The 17,714-nt window shown below is 56.6% G+C and carries 14 protein-coding genes; 7 read left to right on the forward strand and 7 right to left on the reverse strand.

Annotated elements, in window-relative coordinates; genetic code table 11:
• The first annotated feature begins 99 nt into the window (after window positions 1–99).
• From AC2FCQ_RS07620 to AC2FCQ_RS07630, 3 genes are all read left to right on the forward strand, one after another.
• Window positions 100–1,158 (forward strand): permease, encoded by a 1,059-nt coding sequence (locus tag AC2FCQ_RS07620; protein ID WP_490307971.1) that lies wholly within the window; start codon window positions 100–102, stop codon window positions 1,156–1,158.
• A 103-nt stretch (window positions 1,159–1,261) separates the two neighbouring features.
• The gene (locus AC2FCQ_RS07625) at window positions 1,262–1,549 is read left to right on the forward strand and encodes a type II toxin-antitoxin system RelB/DinJ family antitoxin (RefSeq protein ID WP_261092233.1); all 288 of its coding nucleotides are present in this window, start codon (window positions 1,262–1,264) and stop codon (window positions 1,547–1,549) included.
• A gap of 8 nt (window positions 1,550–1,557) precedes the next feature.
• The gene (locus AC2FCQ_RS07630; protein WP_265556226.1) at window positions 1,558–1,836 is read left to right on the forward strand and encodes a type II toxin-antitoxin system RelE/ParE family toxin; all 279 of its coding nucleotides are present in this window, start codon (window positions 1,558–1,560) and stop codon (window positions 1,834–1,836) included.
• Window positions 1,837–1,838: 2 nt separating this feature from the next.
• Here AC2FCQ_RS07630 and nrdG read toward each other — a convergent pair whose 3' ends face one another.
• The 3 genes from nrdG to AC2FCQ_RS07645 form a co-directional block, all read right to left on the reverse strand.
• Window positions 1,839–2,303: an anaerobic ribonucleoside-triphosphate reductase-activating protein gene (nrdG, locus tag AC2FCQ_RS07635; RefSeq protein WP_490307972.1), complete on the reverse strand. Its 465-nt coding sequence runs from the start codon at window positions 2,301–2,303 to the stop codon at window positions 1,839–1,841.
• A 60-nt stretch (window positions 2,304–2,363) separates the two neighbouring features.
• The gene (gene nrdD, locus AC2FCQ_RS07640) at window positions 2,364–4,502 is read right to left on the reverse strand and encodes an anaerobic ribonucleoside-triphosphate reductase (RefSeq protein WP_490307973.1); all 2,139 of its coding nucleotides are present in this window, start codon (window positions 4,500–4,502) and stop codon (window positions 2,364–2,366) included.
• 271 nt (window positions 4,503–4,773) lie between these two features.
• Window positions 4,774–5,682, reverse strand: a complete 909-nt coding sequence (locus tag AC2FCQ_RS07645; RefSeq protein ID WP_490307974.1) for a LysR family transcriptional regulator — start codon at window positions 5,680–5,682, stop codon at window positions 4,774–4,776.
• A gap of 104 nt (window positions 5,683–5,786) precedes the next feature.
• Here AC2FCQ_RS07645 and AC2FCQ_RS07650 point away from each other — a divergent pair, with 104 nt between their 5' ends.
• On the forward strand, window positions 5,787–6,311 hold the full coding sequence (locus tag AC2FCQ_RS07650; protein ID WP_404760322.1) for an NAD(P)H-dependent oxidoreductase: 525 nt from the start codon (window positions 5,787–5,789) through the stop codon (window positions 6,309–6,311).
• Window positions 6,312–6,338: 27 nt separating this feature from the next.
• On the opposite strand, the gene treC is transcribed toward AC2FCQ_RS07650, so the two are convergent.
• Both treC and treB read right to left on the reverse strand, forming a co-directional pair.
• On the reverse strand, window positions 6,339–8,003 hold the full coding sequence (treC, locus tag AC2FCQ_RS07655; protein WP_490307975.1) for an alpha,alpha-phosphotrehalase: 1,665 nt from the start codon (window positions 8,001–8,003) through the stop codon (window positions 6,339–6,341).
• A 65-nt stretch (window positions 8,004–8,068) separates the two neighbouring features.
• Window positions 8,069–9,484 carry a PTS trehalose transporter subunit IIBC gene (gene treB / locus AC2FCQ_RS07660; RefSeq protein WP_209634426.1) on the reverse strand — a complete coding sequence of 472 codons (1,416 nt, stop codon included), beginning with the start codon at window positions 9,482–9,484 and terminating at the stop codon, window positions 8,069–8,071.
• Between the two features lie 299 nt (window positions 9,485–9,783).
• Here treB and AC2FCQ_RS07665 point away from each other — a divergent pair, with 299 nt between their 5' ends.
• The gene (locus tag AC2FCQ_RS07665; protein ID WP_209634427.1) at window positions 9,784–10,197 is read left to right on the forward strand and encodes an Exc2 family lipoprotein; all 414 of its coding nucleotides are present in this window, start codon (window positions 9,784–9,786) and stop codon (window positions 10,195–10,197) included.
• A 42-nt stretch (window positions 10,198–10,239) separates the two neighbouring features.
• Here AC2FCQ_RS07665 and treR read toward each other — a convergent pair whose 3' ends face one another.
• On the reverse strand, window positions 10,240–11,187 hold the full coding sequence (gene treR / locus AC2FCQ_RS07670) for a trehalose operon repressor TreR (protein ID WP_209634433.1): 948 nt from the start codon (window positions 11,185–11,187) through the stop codon (window positions 10,240–10,242).
• 419 nt (window positions 11,188–11,606) lie between these two features.
• Between treR and mgtA the strand changes: the two genes are divergently transcribed.
• Entirely contained in the window at window positions 11,607–14,315 is a 2,709-nt protein-coding gene (gene mgtA / locus AC2FCQ_RS07675) for a magnesium-translocating P-type ATPase (RefSeq protein WP_490307976.1), read from the forward strand.
• Window positions 14,316–14,471: 156 nt separating this feature from the next.
• Entirely contained in the window at window positions 14,472–16,865 is a 2,394-nt protein-coding gene (locus AC2FCQ_RS07680; protein ID WP_490307977.1) for a beta-N-acetylhexosaminidase, read from the forward strand.
• Window positions 16,866–16,929: 64 nt separating this feature from the next.
• Here AC2FCQ_RS07680 and AC2FCQ_RS07685 read toward each other — a convergent pair whose 3' ends face one another.
• Window positions 16,930–17,658 (reverse strand): proteasome-type protease, encoded by a 729-nt coding sequence (locus AC2FCQ_RS07685; protein WP_265556218.1) that lies wholly within the window; start codon window positions 17,656–17,658, stop codon window positions 16,930–16,932.
• Between the last annotated feature and the right edge of the window lie 56 nt (window positions 17,659–17,714).

The following is a 17,714-nucleotide window of genomic DNA, read 5'->3' on the forward strand; positions in this document are numbered from 1 at the left end:
CGGTGGCGAACAGATGAACTATTTAGGACAGGCCGATGATGCGCACGGGCCTGCGTCGCGCTAAGCTGATGCTATTGATGATTGAACCGAGCCAACCCCATGCCGCATCCCCTGACTGCAACTGAAAACCGTCCCCGCCCTTGGCCATTGTGGAAGCCGATCCTGTTTCTGCTGGTGATGGCCGTGGGCCTCTACTACGTCAAATGGCAGCCTTATTACGGCAAGGCCTTCCTGGCGGCGGATACTCACTCGATCGGCAAATCGATACTGGCTAACGGTGAGAGCAGCCTGTGGCTGGCGGCATGGCACTATGCGCTGGTCTACTTCACCGCGGTGTGGAAGGCGGCGGTACTGGGCGTGGTGCTGGGCTCACTGGTACAGGTGCTGATCCCACGTGATTGGCTGATACGCACGTTGGGACACCCGCGTTTTTCCGGCACCTTGCTGGGGGCGGCGATGGCTCTGCCGGGGATGATGTGCACCTGTTGTGCGGCACCGGTTGCCGCTGGGCTGCGTCGCCAGTCGGTATCCAGCGGGGCGGCGATGGCATTCTGGCTCAGTAACCCGGTGTTAAATCCGGCGACGCTGATTTTTATGGGGTTTGTGCTCGGCTGGCAGTTTGCCGCGATCCGGCTGGTGGCGGGCGTCGTTATGGTGCTCGGCATTGCCTGGCTGGTGCAGCGTGTTACGGCTAAGGATCCACACCCCGCTGCGCTGCAACAGCCTCTGATACCGCTGGATAAAACTGAGGATCACCCTTTCCTCGGCCGTTGGCTCAAGGCGTTGTGGTCGCTGTTTTGGTCAACCATTCCGATTTACATTCTGGCCGTGCTGGCGCTCGGGGCCGCGCGTGTTTGGCTGTTCCCGCATGCCGATGGCGCGATAGATAACAGCGTACTGTGGATTATTGGGTTGGCGATAGCCGGTTGCCTGTTCGTGATCCCGACGGCGGCGGAAATTCCGATTGTGCAGGCCATGATGCTGGCGGGGATGGGCACTGGCCCGGCGCTGGCGTTATTGATGACGCTGCCCGCGGTCAGCTTGCCTTCGCTGCTGATGCTGAACAAAGCCTTCTCTGCCAAAGCGCTGTGTCTGACTGCATTGCTGGTGGTGTTGTGCGGGATCATCACGGGCGTGGTGGGGATGGGGTTGGTGTAATTTGTTTAATAAATAGTCTTTCATTCGTTTTGTGTTGTCACAAGTGTGCTAACATTGGCTGCTTGTCAGAGGTGAATTATTGAGCGAATGTAGGAGTCTCAAGATGGAAAGTCGTATCCAGTTTCGCATTGAAGATGAGACTAAACGTTTGGCGCAGAAAACGGCAGAAGCCAAGGGGATCACGCTGAGTGAGGCGTGTCGACGTTTGACTGAACAAATGGCGGATGAGCAACGGGCTGTTGAACAGCATGAGAATTGGCTGCGAGAAAAAGTTGATGCCGCCTTTGCCCGTTTACATGAAGGAAGTGCGGTCTATCTTAGCCAGCAGCAGGTTGAAGAAAGCATGGATGCCTTTAAGGCAAAAGTCCGGGCGAAATACGACCAAAAATAGGGATTGTTATGCGCGTCGAATGGGATGATGAAGCGTTACGGGACAGGGAACGTATTTTTGATTTTCTCTATCCCTTTAATCCACAGGCTGCTGAGCAGGCTGATTCCGAGATAGATAAGGCAGTGAAGCGTCTGCTGGCTAACCCTGAACTCGGTAAGATTTGGTACGGACAGTCGCGTAAATTATTGATAAGTCAAGCTTCATTATTAGTTTTATACGTTGTTGTCGGCGATGTGATTAAGGTTTTAGCGGTTGCTCATCAACGAGAGAAATTCCCTGATTTGTAGCGTCATCGCAACCTATGCACCACCTGGTTGCTGCTGCCGCGCCAGATCAGCGCCGGGTCTTTCAAATCCTGCACGAACTTGCCGTCAATCAATACGTTAATCCTGTCTACTATCTGCATTTGCTGTGCGTCCAGCTCCGCCAGTCGATAACCGGTCCACAGCCAAATATCCTTGCCGGGGCATTCGGCGCGTACCCGTTTTACCAGTTGCAGCACCGCCGCTACATTGGCCGGGTGCAGCGGATCGCCGCCGGACAGAGACAGCCCCTGGCGCGGAATGCGCGCGTCGTTCAGATCGGCAATCAACCGGTCTTCCATTTCCTGAGTAAAAGGCTGGCCGGAGTTGAGCCGCCAGGTGCTTTTGTTATAGCAACCGGGGCACTGGTGCACGCAGCCGGCAACAAACAGCGTGCAGCGGGTGCCGGGGCCGTTGACCACGTCGAGGGGGTAATACTGGTGGTAATTCATATTTCGCTTTCTGACGGTAGGGGCTCAGCATGCTGAGCCCAGACTCATAACAGCCCGGCGTTAGCCGATCTGCCCATTCCCCAGGTGTTTCACCCGGCGCTTCACTTCTTCTTGTTTGCCGGCGTTGAACGGCCTAGCGTCCGGGCTACCGAGGTAGCCGCACACCCGGCGCGTAACGGACACTTTGGACGGCTCGTGATTACCGCATTTTGGACAGGTGAAGCCCTTGCTGGTACAGGAAAATTCGCCGGTAAAGCCGCACTCGTAGCATTCATCGATCGGCGTGTTGGTACCGTAATAAGGTACGCGGCTGTAGCTGTAATCCCACACGTCTTCCAACGCTTTCAGGTTGTGTTGCAGGTTCGGGTATTCGCCGTAACAGATGAACCCGCCATTGGCCAATGGTGGGTAAGGCGCTTCAAAATCCAGTTTGTCGTACGGATTGACCTTTTTCTCCACGTCGAGGTGGAAGCTGTTGGTGTAATAGCCTTTGTCGGTTACGCCCGGCACCACGCCAAAATCGGCGGTGTCGAGTCGGCAGAAGCGATCGCACAGGTTTTCGCTTGGTGTGCTGTAGAGGCTAAAACCGTAGCCGGTCTCTTCTTTCCAGCCGTCGGTGGCGGCCCGCAGGCGCGCAACGATGGCGACCGCTTTGGCGCGCAGGGCTTCATCGTCGTAAACGTGCTGTTCACTGCCGAATAGCGCATTGATCGTTTCATGCAAGCCGATATAACCCAGCGAGATCGACGCGCGGCCATTTTTGAAAATGTCGGCGATATTGTCGTCTGCTTTCAACCGCACACCGCAGGCACCTTCCATATACAAAATGGGGGCCACCCGGGCTTTGATACCCTCGAGCCGTGCGATGCGCGTCATCAGTGCCTTTTTCGCCAGCAGCAAACGTTGATCCAGCAAATGCCAGAAGCGGCTTTCATCCCCCATGGCTTCCAGCGCAATGCGCGGGAGGTTTAGGCTAATGACACCGATATTGTTGCGGCCATCGTGGACCAATTCGCCATCCTCTTCATAGGTGCCGAGGAAGCTACGGCAACCCATCGGCGTTTTGAACGAACCTGTGACTTTCACCACCTGATCGTAATTGAGGATGTCTGGGTACATGCGCTTGCTGGCGCACTCCAGCGCCAACTGTTTGATGTCGTAGTTTGGATCGCCATACTGGTGGTTCAGGCCGTCGCGGATCGCGAACACCAGTTTCGGGAATACTGCCGTCTTGCGGTTCTTACCCAGCCCGGCGATACGGTTTTTCAGGATCGACTGTTGGATCAACCGCGATTCCCAGCACGTGCCCAGGCCGAATCCGAAGGTGACGAACGGCGTCTGCCCGTTGGCGGTGTGCAAGGTATTGACCTCGTACTCCAGTGACTGGAAGGCGTCGTAACACTCTTTCTCGGTGCGTGCCATGGCGTAGCCTTGCGCGTCCGGGATCTGCCACTCTTCGGCGACCTGCCGATGCTTGTTGAAGCTTTCGCTGACGAAGGGGGCCAGGATTTCGTCGATGCGGTTAATGGTGGTGCCACCATAAATATGGCTGGCGACCTGTGCGATGATCTGCGCGGTGACGGCGGTCGCGGTGGAGATCGACTTCGGCGGCTCGATCTCGGCGTTACCCATCTTGAAGCCGTTGGTCAGCATGCCTTTCAAATCTATCAACATACAGTTGAACATAGGGAAGAAGGGCGAGTAATCGAGATCGTGGTAGTGAATCTCACCACGTTCGTGGGCCAGCACCACGTCACGCGGCAGGATATGCTGCTTGGCGTAGTGCTTGGCAACGATCCCGGCCAGGAGATCGCGCTGGGTGGGGATCACCTTGCTGTCTTTATTGGCATTTTCGTTCAGCAATGCCATGTTGCTTTGTTCCACCAGGCCGCGGATCTCTTGATTGAGTCGCCCGCGCAGCTCGCGCGCCACGTCACGATCGTGACGATACTCGATATAGGCGCGTGCCAGCTGTTTGTATTCGCCGGCCATCAGCTGATTTTCAACCGCCTGCTGTATTTCATGGATATCAACGCGCTGCTGCTGTGACATCCGTTGAGCGACCACACGGGCGACAGTAGCGCAGTAGTCGGCATCGACAATTCCGGCGGCCAGCGCGGCCCGCTCGACAGCTTGGCCAATGCGTGCTTCGTCAAAAGGTACCTGGCAACCGTCCCGTTTAATCACTACTGGTTTCACGTTGTTACTCCTTGTTCCCCGAGGGAGCACTGATGCCCTTGAGCCTGAAAGCTATTGGGTATCGGTATGATTTCGGCTTATCCACAGGGCAATGCCGCAGCGCACAAGGGCTGAGGCGACGTGTGGATGGTTTTGTGGATAACTACTATATATAGATGCTGATATTTCTTAATGCACTATATATAGATATTGGCGGGATTCTTTTGACGTGGAACAAAGAAATGGAAAGAGCGGACGTTAGCTGTACAAAGGATAATTTACGGCCTGAAATTCAGGCCGGGCGGTGGCGGAAATGCTCAAGCAGGAACTCAACCCAGACGCGTACCCGGGGCGGCAGATCGGCAGAGGCGTAATACAGCCACAGTTGGGTCGGCTGTGGCCAGCAGTCCGCCAGCACCGGCAGCAGGGTACCTTGCGCAAAATGCTGTTGCGTGTACCAGCGTGCCAGACAGGCGATACCTAATCCGGCCAGTGCTGCATCCAGCAGCATCTCGGGTCGGCTGGCAACCAAGCGACCATGCAGCTCCAGCGTTTTGGCTTCGCCGTGCTGGCGCAGCGGCCATTTTGCGCTGCGTCCGGTCGCTGGATTGCGGTGCAGCAGGCAGTTATGTTGCAACAGATCGTCAGGATCCATCGGCATGCCGCGTTGCGCCAGATAACCGGGTGAGGCTGCCAGCACCATCTGCATGGGGTACAGGGAGCGCGCTACCAGTCGGCTGTCGGGATCGACCCGGCTGCCGATACCCACGTCAAAACCTTCGCCCACCAGATTGACCACTCGCGCATCCAGTGAAAGATCGAGATCGATCTGCGGATAGCGATCGAGAAACTGGGGGATCAAGGGCATCAGCATTTGGCGGCCGAAACCGGGGATCATGCTGACGCGCACCGTGCCGGAAGGCGTCTGCTGCGCGCTACCGGCCGTTTCCAGCGTGGCGGACAGCGCTTGCCACAGCGGCGCCACCTGTTGCAACAGCACCTTGCCCTCGTCGGTCAGCACCACGTTGTGAGTGTTGCGCTGAAACAGCCGCAGTGCCAGCTTCTCTTCCAACACGCGGATATTTTTGCTGATCGCCGCCGGGGTAACGCCCAACTGGCGCGCGGCGGCGGAAAAGTTCTGTGCCTGAGCCGCGGCGAGAAAGGCCGGCAACAGGCGATGCACGTCATAGGGCAGCGACATAGTGGTTGATACTTTCGGTTGAAATTGAAGTGACAATCAGCAGCCTACACCTTGGGCAAAGGAAATGGAAAAATAGGCTATCAAATATCAATCAAGGATCTCTTATGTCGCGTATTTTAGTGTTGACCGCCCACCGTTTCCCGGATGATTCACGTATCAACAAAGCGTTGATCGAAGCACTGCGCCCTTTGCCTAACGTCACCGTCCACGAACTGATGCGTGCTTATCCGGACTATCAAATCGATGTGGCGCGTGAGCAAGAGCTGCTGCAAAACCATGATGCCGTGGTGATGCTGTTCCCCTTCTACTGGTACAGCTCACCGGCCATTCTTAGTGAGTGGCAGGATGCGGTATTAACCCACGGTTTTGCTTACGGCACCGATGGCACCAAACTGCAGGGCAAACCCTTGCAGCTGGTGGTGACTACCGGCGGTAATCAGCAGGCCTATACGGCAGAAGGCTATAACCGCTATCCGGTCGAGGATTTGCTGCGTCCGTTCCATGCGATGGCTAACCTGACCGGTATGGATTATCTGCCGCCGTATCTGGTACAGGGCGTATTTGATATGAGCGATGAACACCTGGCGCAAGAGGCGGCGGGGGTGGTGGCGCAGGTAGAAAAACTGTAGGGCGCAGCAGGCTACGCCCCGACAGCATTAGTCTTCTAATATCCACCATACGGCTTCGAATGGCCGTAAGGTCGCGGCTTGCGGCTGCGATGGCGCATCGGCGTAGTTGCTCATCAGTGGGCGCCACAACGCTGATGGCTCCATGCCTTCCGCTTGCCAGGCCAGCGGTTCGCGGCTGAGGTTAGCCACCACCAGCAGGCGTTGACCGTTCCAACGACGTTGGTAGCACCACAGCGCCGGGTGAGTCGGGGCCAGATCCTGATAGTCACCGTGGGTGAGCAGCGGGTACTGTTTGCGCAGGGTAATCAGCTGACGGTAGGCGTAAAACACCGAGTCCAGATCGGCCAGTGCGGCTTCGGTGTTGATCTGCGGGTAGTTCTCCGCACAGCTAATCCACGGTGTGCCTTGAGTAAAGCCGGCGTTCGGTGCGGCGCTCCACTGCATGGGAGTGCGGCCGTTATCGCGTGATTTACTGGCCAATATCGCCAGTAGCTCGGCGTCACTGTTGCCCTGTGCGCTGAGTTCGGCGTACATGTTCAGGCTTTCCACATCGCGATACTGCCCGATGGCGCTAAAGCCCGGGTTGGTCATGCCGATCTCTTCGCCCTGGTAGATGTAAGGCGTGCCTTGCATGCCATGCAGCACCATTGCCAGCATTTTGGCGGCCGGTACCCGCAGTTCGCCTTCATCACCGAAACGGGAAACGATGCGCGGTTGGTCATGGTTACACCAGAACAGCGCGTTCCAGGCCTGGTTATGCATACCCTGTTGCCAGTGGCGGAAAATCTGTTTGAGTTCAACGTAATCAGGTGCTGCCAGCGTCCATTTTTCGCCACCGGCGTAGTCCACTTTCAGGTGGTGAAAATTGAAGGTCATCGACAGCTCTTCACCACTTTTCGCCGCATACTGTTGGCAATGTTCCAATGTGGTGGACGACATCTCACCCACGGTCATCAAGCCGCGTGGCTGGAATACGTCATGGCTCATCTCCTGCAGAAACTCATGAATGCGCGGCCCGTCGGTATAGAAACGGCGGCCGTCACCCTGGTTATCGGAGGGGAAATCTTGCTGCTTGGAGACCAGGTTGATCACATCGAGGCGAAGACCATCGACGCCCTTATCGGCCCAGAATTGACACACTTTCTTCAGTTCTTCGCGTACCGGCGGGTGCTCCCAGTTAAGATCTGCCTGCTCGGTCGCGAACAGGTGCAGATAATACTGGCCACTGTCGGCGTGCCATTGCCAGGCGTTGCCGCCGAACTTGGAACGCCAGTTGTTTGGCGGCGTGTCGCCTTCGCCGTCGCGCCAAACGTAGAACTGACGGAACGGGCTGTTAGGATCCTGTGAGGCTTTGAACCAAGGGTGTTCGGTCGAGGTATGGTTGAACACCATGTCCATCACGATGCGGATGCTGCGCTGGTGGGCGGCAGCGATCAGTCGGTCGAAATCCTCCATCGTGCCGTAGGCCGGGTCGATGGCGCAGTAGTCCGCCACGTCATACCCGTTATCCACCTGCGGTGAGACATACACCGGCGTCAGCCAGATAGCGTCGATACCTAGTTCCTGCAGGTAGTCCAGCCTCTGGGTCACTCCGGCCAGATCGCCGTAGCCATTGCCGGTGCTGTCCTGAAAACTCTTTGGATAGATTTGGTAGATGACGCCGTTTTGCCACCAGGGGATTGGATTGCTCATAGTCATACCTTTGAATCGTGACAACAGGCCCGGCATGCCGGGCCCCTACATTCATATCGCGTGAGTTAAACCGGCAGCTCACCGCGGCTGGCTTTGCGTTTGTAAACCATGATGGTCAGTACCAGCGGGATAATGACCGCCACCAGGATCGCCACCGTGTAAATCATCCAGAACTGCGGTTTGATCGACAGGATGCCCGGCAAACCGCCGACGCCGATACCGTTGGCCATCACGCCGTCCAGACCACAGATTAAACCGGCGAAGGCGGAGCCGATCATCGCGCACAGCATGGGGAAGCGGTATTTCAGGTTGATACCGTACATGGCCGGCTCGGTGACGCCGAGGTAGGCAGAAATTGCCGCCGGTACCGATATTTCACGCTCGTTGGCTTTACGGCTGACAATGATAATACCCAGCACCGCTGAGGCTTGCGCAATGTTAGACAGCGCAATCAGTGGCCACACTGGGGTGCCGCCCATGCTTTGAATCATCTGCATATCGATGGCCAGCGTGGTCTGATGCACACCGGTAATCACCAGTGGCGCATACAGGAAACCAAACAGCGCGGCACCAATCGGCGCGAAGCTGCCGGTCATTACGGCTTTCACCGCCCAGGCTACGCCGTCGCCAATCATGCGGCCGAACGGGCCGATAAAGGCGTGCGCCAGGAACACCGCCAGCAGCAGTGAAACCACCGGCACCACCACCAGATACAGGTAATCCGGCACGATCTTTTTCAAGCGGGTTTCAATCCAGCCCAGCGCCATACCGGCCAGCATCGAAGGGATAACCTGTGCCTGGTAGCCGACTTTTTGAATGGTGAACCAGCCGAAGTTCCACACTTCTGGAATCTGCTGGCCGAGCTGATAGGAGTTCATCAACTGCGGGGACACCAAGGTGACGCCCAGCACGATGCCAAGCACCGGCGTGCCGCCCATTTTTTTCACCGTTGACCAACAGATGGCGACCGGCAGGAACATGAAGATGGCTTCGCCGAGCAGCCACAGGAAGTCGTAGATGGTTTTCCACGCCGGGTGCATTTGCGCCAGCGTTTGGCCGCCTGACATCGGGATGTCGCCGATCACGTTGCGGAAGCCGAGGATCAAACCGCCGCTGATCAGCGCGGGTAGCAGTGGGAAGAAGATTTCGGCGAAGTGGGAGATGGCACGTTCGCTCCAGGTCATATTCTGGCGTGCTGCCACTTTGGCCTGTTCTTTATCGGCTTCATTAACGCCAGTGGTGGCGATCAAAGCCTGATAATAGTCACCGACCTCCGGGCCAATCACTACCTGGAACTGCCCGGCATTGGTGAAGCAGCCTTTGACCATCGGCAGCTCTTCGATTTCTTTTGGTTTTGCTTGGCTGGGATCATTAAGAACGAAACGCAGCCTGGTAATGCAGTGGCTGACGGTGGCGATATTCTCGCGTCCGCCCACCAGCACAATCAGGCGATCGATATCCTGCTGTTTTACTTTGCCCATTATTAGATACCTTTCTTGGTATGAGACTGCCGCAGAGGTGTTGTCCGAATCATGATCAAAGCTTAGTCATTCCGCTTTTCTTATGGAATGGGAACGTTCCCGGTTTGGGGTGAGGATCACAAAACGATAAAAAAATGACCATTTTTACGGCAGGGGAATGTGAGCGCTGGCCGAAATATTCAGGGGCATTATTTTGAATACACGAAATGCTGGCTATACTATCAGCCTTAACAATCAACAGGTTGGTTTGTTTGGGTGGCATTCATGCCGCGACCACGCACTTTTCTCAAGGAAGAATGATGATACTGACAGTACCCCGTACCCTTATTTTGTTCACCGCCCTGTTCCTGAGCGCCTGTACCAGCCAAAAAAGCAGCCCGGAGCGCCATGCCCGGCATGCGATTTATCAGTTGGCGCGGGAGGATTTTTCCCCTGAAATGCGCACCCAAATTCCTGATTCGATAAAAGCGTCTATCCCGTTCTTTGATCAGTTCTATCAGATGGGGAAAACCGATCGGGCCAAGGGATTGACGCGCCAGCAGGCGGAGCAGAGGGAAGCCTATTTCCGCAGCCCTGAATTCATCGGTGAAACAGGCAATAAAAGTATCTTTATCAATCGTAAGTATTCAGTAGACAACCCGCAGAAGCGACAGCAGATCCTGCTGGATTCCGCCGTGGCTACTTACTGGGATGGCTATGAAGGCCGGCCTTGAGGGGCGGTATCACACTATCTAACAACCATAGCAAAACCGCTGTCAGGCGAGTTTGCTTGGTACGATGATCTGGCGGATACCCAATTCACCGCTGAGCTGGCCCAGTAACTGTTGGGCTGCCTGCAGCCCGGCGCTGCCGTAGCCGAGGTCAACAGAAAATGTCTCGGGGAACAGGAAGTTAAGCAGCGGGGTGTTACCGATGCCGCATACCTGCAGTGGGGCAATATGCTGTTGTTGCAGGTATTTGATGGCACCGAGGGCGATGGTGTCCGAGGCGCACACCAGTGCCGTGGTCTGGGAGTCGATGGCAGAAGCCGCCAGTTGGAAACCACTCTGATAGCTCAGCTCGCCCAAGGCGACGCTTGGGGTTATCTGTTGTTGTTGGCAAGCGTCCAGATAAGCCTGGTGGCGACGCAGGCCGGTGGTGGCGTCCGACAGTTGCACCCCCAGGTAGCTGATATGCCGGTGGCCTTGTTGTTGCAGGCGTTCCATCAACAGCCGTACGGCACCGTCATCGTCATAGCAAACGGAAGAAAAACCTTCGTATTCACGCGCCAGCACGACCATCTTGTCTTGCCACGGGCTGAGCATCGCCGCGGTCAGGCCAGTGAAGCCAAACAGGATCACCCCGTCGACGTTGCGCTGTTGCAGGACGTGCAGATGCTCTTTCACCAACCGGGTTTCAAACTGGCTTTCCATAACGATGGGGTCAAAGCCCTGTTGATACAGCAGCGGCAACATGGTGCGCACCGCCTGGTTTTCCGACGGCGAGTCGAGTCGGGAAACGATAATCCCCACCACTTTGTCGCTTTGGCCGCGCATCGCACGTGCCGACTTGGACGGCGTAAACCCCTGCTGACGGATCACCGCTTCTACCCGTTCGCGGGTCTGCGGGCTTACGCTGCCTTCGTTGTTCAACACCCGTGATACGGTGGATTTTCCTACGCCGCTCAGGCGTGCGATGTCCTTGATGGTCAGCCGGTTTTGCATGGTTTACTTGTCGTTTAGGTTAAAAGGCGTAAATTGACGGCGTACGCTGAATGCCCGTCAGCATAGCCTATTTTCCGCAACGGATCTTGGCGCAATAAGGGGATTTGTGTACTGCGCTGAACGGCCGCTCTTGTCGTTCGATCTTTTCATTTACCGGAGGTTATCACCCGTATGGATCCCGATCCGACAGCCTTAGACACTCACTCGGTGATCCGGTAAAACCTGCCCGCTCTGCGCTGCTGTTTTACCGGTGAAGTAAACGGTAACCGGTAGCGCACGTCCGTCGTTCGCTCCTGCTGCTTTTAAAAATACAAGAATCTGCCCCGGCAGAGGCTTTTTGGCGTGTCCGAAAGCCCGGCAGGGGAAAGATCCTGCGTTCACCCGCTGCCGTGAGGCAATGGGCGACGAGGTGCGAAAAAATGAAACTGAAAAATATCCCCCGTCGGCTGCTGGGCCTGCTCAGCCGCAATTTACCGCGCCGTTTGGTGCACCGTGACAGCCTGTTGGATGGCCTTGGCGGCAAAGCACAGGGGCTGCCCGCCGGCCTGGCGCAGCAACGTTTAGACTGTGCTGTTGCCGACACAACCCAGCTCTATTTGCGCTTCCATAGCCACCCGGAAGGGATGACCGCCCATGAGGCGGATGTGGTGCGCCAGCGCTGCGGTGAAAACATTATCGACGATCAGCAGCAAGAGGCCTGGTGGCAACACCTGTGGCACTGCTACCGCAATCCGTTCAATTTGTTGCTGACCGCGCTGGGCATGATCTCTTATGCGACGGAAGATCTGACCGGCGCGCTGGTGATCGCCCTGATGGTGGTGATCTCAACGTTACTGAATTTCATTCAGGAAGCGCGATCCAACAAGGCGGCGGATGCGCTGAAAGCCATGGTCAGCAACACCGCGACAGTGATCCGCAGTGACGCGCTGACGGGCAAAAGCGAGCATATTGAACTGCCAATATCTCAGCTGGTACCGGGCGATATCATTAAATTGGCGGCGGGCGACATGATCCCGGCAGATCTCCGCGTGCTGTCCGCGAAGGATCTGTTCATCAGCCAGGCCGCGCTGACCGGTGAGTCCCTGCCGGTAGAAAAGATCGCCGAGCTGCGCGGCCAGGCGGAAGATCCGCTGGAATGCCAAAACCTGTGCTTTATGGGGACCAACGTGGTGAGTGGCACGGCGCTTGCGATGGTGATCGGCACCGGTGGAGACACCTATTTTGGCCAGTTGGCGCAGCGCGTAATCAACCAGGATGAACAACCGAACGCCTTCCAGAGCGGCATTAGCAAGGTCAGCTGGCTGTTGATCCGTTTTATGTTGGTGATGACGCCGATCGTGTTGTTGATCAACGGCTACACCAAGGGCGACTGGTGGGAGGCCGCGCTGTTTGCGCTGTCGGTTGCGGTGGGGCTAACTCCGGAAATGCTGCCGATGATCGTCACGTCGACATTGGCCAAAGGGGCTGTGAAGCTGTCCAAACAGAAGGTGATCGTCAAACGTCTGGATGCCATTCAAAACTTTGGCGCCATGGACATTCTGTGCACTGATAAAACCGGCACCCTGACCCAGGATAAAATCGTGCTGGAACGCCACACTGACGTCTTCGGTGTCGCCAGTGACCGGGTGCTGCATTATGCCTGGCTGAACAGCTTCTACCAGACAGGATTGAAAAACCTGCTGGATGTGGCGGTGCTGAGCTGCGCAGAGCAAAATGAACAGCCGGATGTGCTGCAGCATTATCGCAAGGTCGATGAGATCCCGTTTGATTTTGAGCGCCGCCGCATGTCGGTGGTGGTCGCCAAAGACGCGCAATATCACGAGCTTGTCTGCAAGGGTGCGCTGGAAGAGATGCTGGCGATTTGCAGCCATGTGCGGCAGGAAAATGAGGTCATCCCGCTTACTGAAGCGCTGCTGGCTCGGATTCGGCGTATCACCGACGATCTTAACCAGCAAGGGCTGCGGGTGGTGGCGGTGGCGAACAAAATCCTGCCGGCGCAGGCTCATGAATATAGTGTGGCCGATGAATCCGATTTGATCCTCGAAGGGTATGTGGCCTTCCTCGATCCACCGAAAGAGAGCACGGCGCCGGCACTGGCGGCGTTGAAAAACAGCGGTGTCACGGTGAAAATTCTCACGGGTGACAATGAGCTGGTGGCGGCGAAAGTGTGTAAAGACGTCGGGCTGGCGGCGGATCATGTGCTGCGCGGCAGTGAAATCGAACAAATGGACGACGAGCAGCTGGCACAAGCGGCGGCACGCACCACGGTGTTCGCCAAGCTGACGCCGCTGCACAAGGAGCGTATCGTCAAGCTGCTGCGCCAGCAGGGCCATGTGGTCGGCTTTATGGGGGACGGCATCAATGATGCGCCCGCGCTGCGTGCGGCGGATATTGGTATTTCGGTTGATTCCGCGGTGGATATTGCCAAGGAAGCGGCGGATATCATTCTGCTGGAAAAAAGCCTGATGGTGCTGGAGCAGGGGGTGATCGAGGGGCGGCGTACCTTTGCCAACATGCTCAAGTACATCAAGATGACCGCCAGCTCCAACTTCGGGAATGTGTTCAGCGTACTGATCGCCAGCGCTTTCCTGCCGTTCCTGCCGATGTTGCCGCTGCACCTGCTGATTCAGAACCTAATGTATGATATTTCGCAGATTGCGATTCCCTTTGATAACGTGGATGACGATCAGATAACGCAGCCACAGCGTTGGAACTCTGGCGATATTGGGCGCTTTATGGTGTTTTTCGGGCCGATCAGTTCGATCTTCGACGTGCTGACCTTCAGCCTGATGTGGTGGGTGTTTAAGGCGAATACGCCAGAAATGCAGACGCTGTTCCAGTCAGGTTGGTTTGTTGAGGGCCTGCTGTCGCAAACGCTGATTGTGCACATGATCCGCACCCGCAAAATTCCGTTTATTCAGAGTCGTCCTTCGTGGCCGCTGTGTATCATGACTCTGGTCGTGATCACGACCGGCATTGGGTTGACGTTCTCGCCGTTGGCCGGTTTCCTGCAATTGCAGGCGCTGCCACTCGGTTATTTCCCGTGGTTGGTGCTGATCCTGGCCGGTTACATGGTGCTGACCCAGTGCGTAAAAGGCTGGTTTGTGCGCCGCTACGGCTGGCAATAATACCCGCGCCCCTCTTACGTCCGTAGGAGGGGCATCTGTGATCCAACCCGGCTTTTCAGCCTCAGGGTTGGACATCTGCACGGTGCTCAGTCTTTATTTACAGCTTCATTATCGTTTGCTGTTTTTATTGATATTTTTTCCTCTGAGGAATTTCTGATGCACAGAACTTTGCGTTATACGCTACTGGCTTCATCGTTATTGTTGTCTCTGGGCGCACTGGCGCAGCCGGCCGGCGATCTGCCGCTGATGCCCTGGCCGCAACAGGTTGACCTGACCCAGCCAGCGGGCAAGCTGGTGCTGGATCACCGCTTATCGATCAAGGTACAGGGCGACGATTTGGCCGATGCACCGCAGCGCTGGCGGCAGCGTATTGAACTGCAAACCGGCTGGACGTTGGCACCGCAGGCAGCAACAGACGCGGGTGTGGTCATTCAGGTCGATATCAAAGATAAGGTGGCGATGCAGCCGCTGCCGGGCAGTGACGAGAGCTATAAACTTGTGGTGAAGCCGGACGGCGTTACGCTGACGGCAAATACACGTTTTGGGGCGCTACGGGGTATGGAAACCCTGCTCCAGTTGGTGCAGACCGATGGGCAGAACACTTTCCTGCCGTGGGTGAGCATTACCGACGTGCCGCGCTTCCCGTGGCGTGGTGTGCTGTTAGATTCCGCACGTCATTTCCTGCCGGTGGCGGATATTCTGCGCCAGCTTGACGGCATGGCAGCAGCCAAGCTCAACGTATTTCACTGGCACCTGACCGACGATCAGGGTTGGCGTTTTGCCTCCGAGCATTACCCTAAATTGCAACAGCAGGCCAGCGATGGTCAGTTCTATACCCGCGAGCAGATGCAACAGGTGGTGGCCTACGCCACCGCTCGCGGCATCCGCGTCGTGCCGGAAATCGATCTGCCAGGCCATGCTTCCAGCATCGCCGTGGCCTACCCGGAATTGATGAGCGCACCGGGGCCGTATCAAATGGAGCGCAAGTGGGGCGTACATAAGCCCACCCTGGATCCGACACGCGATGAAGTTTATCAATTTGTTGACGCGATCATTGGTGAGCTGGCGGCGATCTTCCCCGATCCCTACCTGCATATTGGCGGTGACGAGGTCGATGCCAGCCAGTGGAAAGCATCAAAAACCATTCAGGCCTTTATGCAACAGCATCAGCTGGCAGACGCCCATGCGTTGCAGGCCTACTTCAACCAGAGGCTGGAAAAAATCCTTGAACAGCACCAGCGGCAGATGGTCGGCTGGGATGAGATTTATCATCCGTCTCTGCCGCGCACCATCGTTATCCAGTCTTGGCAGGGGCCAGACTCGCTCGGCGCCAGTGCGCAGGACGGTTATCAAGGCATCCTGTCCACCGGCTTCTACCTCGATCAACCGCAGAGCACGGCATATCACTATCGCAATGAGATCCTGCCTCAACCACTGGGCGTCGCTACCGAGGTACAGCCTGATGAGAAGGCGCAGAGCTGGCAGTTCAGCATGCCACGCCTGAAGGGCAGCGCAGTGGAGGGCAGTTTTACTCTGATTGAAGGGAAACAGGGCTGGCGCGGTTTTATTGACTTCAACGGCAAGTCGCGCCGTGCGTTGCACGATATTGTCTGGCGTTCCCCAAAACAGGTGAGTTTCCGTCTCGATACCTGGATGGGGGATACGCGTCCGGTGTTCAGGCTAGATCAAGACAAACTCAGCGGGTATACGTTGGTCGGCAACGTACGTTACCCGACGAGCGGCAGCAAGCTGGCGGCTATCCCGGCAGGCAAGATGCCGGTAGTGCCGGGGGTGAAGCAGCAGGCCAATATTCTCGGCGGTGAAGCGGCGCTGTGGGCGGAAAATATCAGAGCGCCCATCCTTGATCTCAAGCTGTGGCCACGTGGGTTTGCGGTAGCGGAGCGTTTGTGGTCGGCGCAGGATGTGACCGATGAAAACAACATGTATCGGCGCTTGGCGGCGGTTGATGCCTGGTCGGTGGTGTCGGTGGGGCTGCAACAGCATGCTGAGACCGCGCGCGAATTTACCCGGCTCGCAAATAGCGTAGAGATTGCACCGCTGCAAACCCTGGCCGAAGCCGTGGAGCCGGGCCAGTACTACACCCGTCAGCATCTCAAATTCAAGGCCGGCAATTACCATCAGTTCGAACCGTTGAACCGCTTTGCCGATGCCTTACCCCCGGAAAGTAACGTGGTACGTGAAATGGGCCAGCAGGTTGCCGCTTTGGTGAAGGATCGCAACGACCGTGCGTCAGCGCAGGCATTGCGTGAGCGCCTACAACGCTGGCAGCTCAATACTGCACCGGTAAAAACGGTGATTGCCGGTAACCGGGTGATGCAGGATCTGGCGCCCGTTGCGCAGGATGTCGGCGCGCTATCCGCGCTGGGGCTGATGCTGTTGGAGCGCTATCAACAGGACAAGCCGCTGAGTAAGGCAGAAGCGGCGCAGATACAGCAGCAACTGGACGCAGCGGCGCAGATACGGGATGAAGTGGTGATTGCGGCGGTATATCCGCTGGAAACGCTATTGCGCGCCAGCGCCGTCGAGTGAGATAAGTCAGCGGGCGTAGGGGCTCAGCATGTGTAGGGGCTCAGCATGCTGAGCCCTCAAAAGCCTACAGTTGCAACGGTGGCAACTGTTTGAAAATGCTGACTAACCCTTCGCCCCAGCCTTTACGGATGGCGCTAAAATGCGGGTGATCTTCGGTGATGCGGTACTGCTGCGCACTGCTAAAGCTGTCGCGTGGGTAGATCATCACGTCGAGCGGCAGGCCGACCGACAGGTTGCTGCGCAGCGTAGAGTCGAGCGAAATCAACGCGCACTGCATTGCTTGCTCCAATGGCGTGTCGTAATTCAGCACCCGATCAATAATCGGTTTGCCGTACTTACTTTCGCCAATTTGGAAATAAGGCGTATCGCGGGTGGCTTCGATAAAATTACCCTGCGGGTAGATATGGAATAACCGCATCTCTTCGCCCGTGATCTGGCCGCCAAGCAACAGGCTACAACTGAAGTCAGTGGTGCTGCCACTTTGCTGTGCTTCGCTGTCGCGCTGGATCACTTCACGCACCGTTTCGCCCACCAGCGTGGCGGCTTCGTACATACTGGGTGCATTCAACAGGTTGAGACGTTCGGTGTCCTTGCAGCGGCGCTGCAGCAGGCTAATGATACTTTGTGTGGTTGCCAGGTTACCGGCGCTTTGCAGCACCAGCATGCGGTCACCGTCTTGTTGGAACACGTGCAGTTTGCGGAAGGTGGAAATATGGTCCACTCCGGCATTGGTGCGTGAATCGGAAGCAAAGACCAGCCCGGATGACAAGCGCATGGCCACACAATAGGTCATACCAAATCCCTCAAAACAGTACTGGCACGCCGCCAAACGCCAGCGTGCCGTAAACC

The organism is Serratia sp. CoH_134_PS_4 (genome assembly GCF_058190535.1).

Coding starts and splice junctions, on each gene's coding strand:
- AC2FCQ_RS07650 (WP_404760322.1), top strand. CDS start 5,787: ATGTCGCGTATTTTAGTGTTGACCGCCCACCGTTTCCCGGATGATTCA.
- treR (WP_209634433.1), bottom strand. CDS start 11,187: ATGCAAAACCGGCTGACCATCAAGGACATCGCACGCCTGAGCGGCGTA.
- AC2FCQ_RS07665 (WP_209634427.1), top strand. CDS start 9,784: ATGATACTGACAGTACCCCGTACCCTTATTTTGTTCACCGCCCTGTTC.
- nrdG (WP_490307972.1), bottom strand. CDS start 2,303: ATGAATTACCACCAGTATTACCCCCTCGACGTGGTCAACGGCCCCGGC.
- AC2FCQ_RS07625 (WP_261092233.1), top strand. CDS start 1,262: ATGGAAAGTCGTATCCAGTTTCGCATTGAAGATGAGACTAAACGTTTG.
- AC2FCQ_RS07685 (WP_265556218.1), bottom strand. CDS start 17,658: ATGACCTATTGTGTGGCCATGCGCTTGTCATCCGGGCTGGTCTTTGCT.
- treC (WP_490307975.1), bottom strand. CDS start 8,003: ATGAGCAATCCAATCCCCTGGTGGCAAAACGGCGTCATCTACCAAATC.
- AC2FCQ_RS07645 (WP_490307974.1), bottom strand. CDS start 5,682: ATGTCGCTGCCCTATGACGTGCATCGCCTGTTGCCGGCCTTTCTCGCC.
- mgtA (WP_490307976.1), top strand. CDS start 11,607: ATGAAACTGAAAAATATCCCCCGTCGGCTGCTGGGCCTGCTCAGCCGC.
- AC2FCQ_RS07680 (WP_490307977.1), top strand. CDS start 14,472: ATGCACAGAACTTTGCGTTATACGCTACTGGCTTCATCGTTATTGTTG.
- AC2FCQ_RS07620 (WP_490307971.1), top strand. CDS start 100: ATGCCGCATCCCCTGACTGCAACTGAAAACCGTCCCCGCCCTTGGCCA.
- AC2FCQ_RS07630 (WP_265556226.1), top strand. CDS start 1,558: ATGCGCGTCGAATGGGATGATGAAGCGTTACGGGACAGGGAACGTATT.
- treB (WP_209634426.1), bottom strand. CDS start 9,484: ATGGGCAAAGTAAAACAGCAGGATATCGATCGCCTGATTGTGCTGGTG.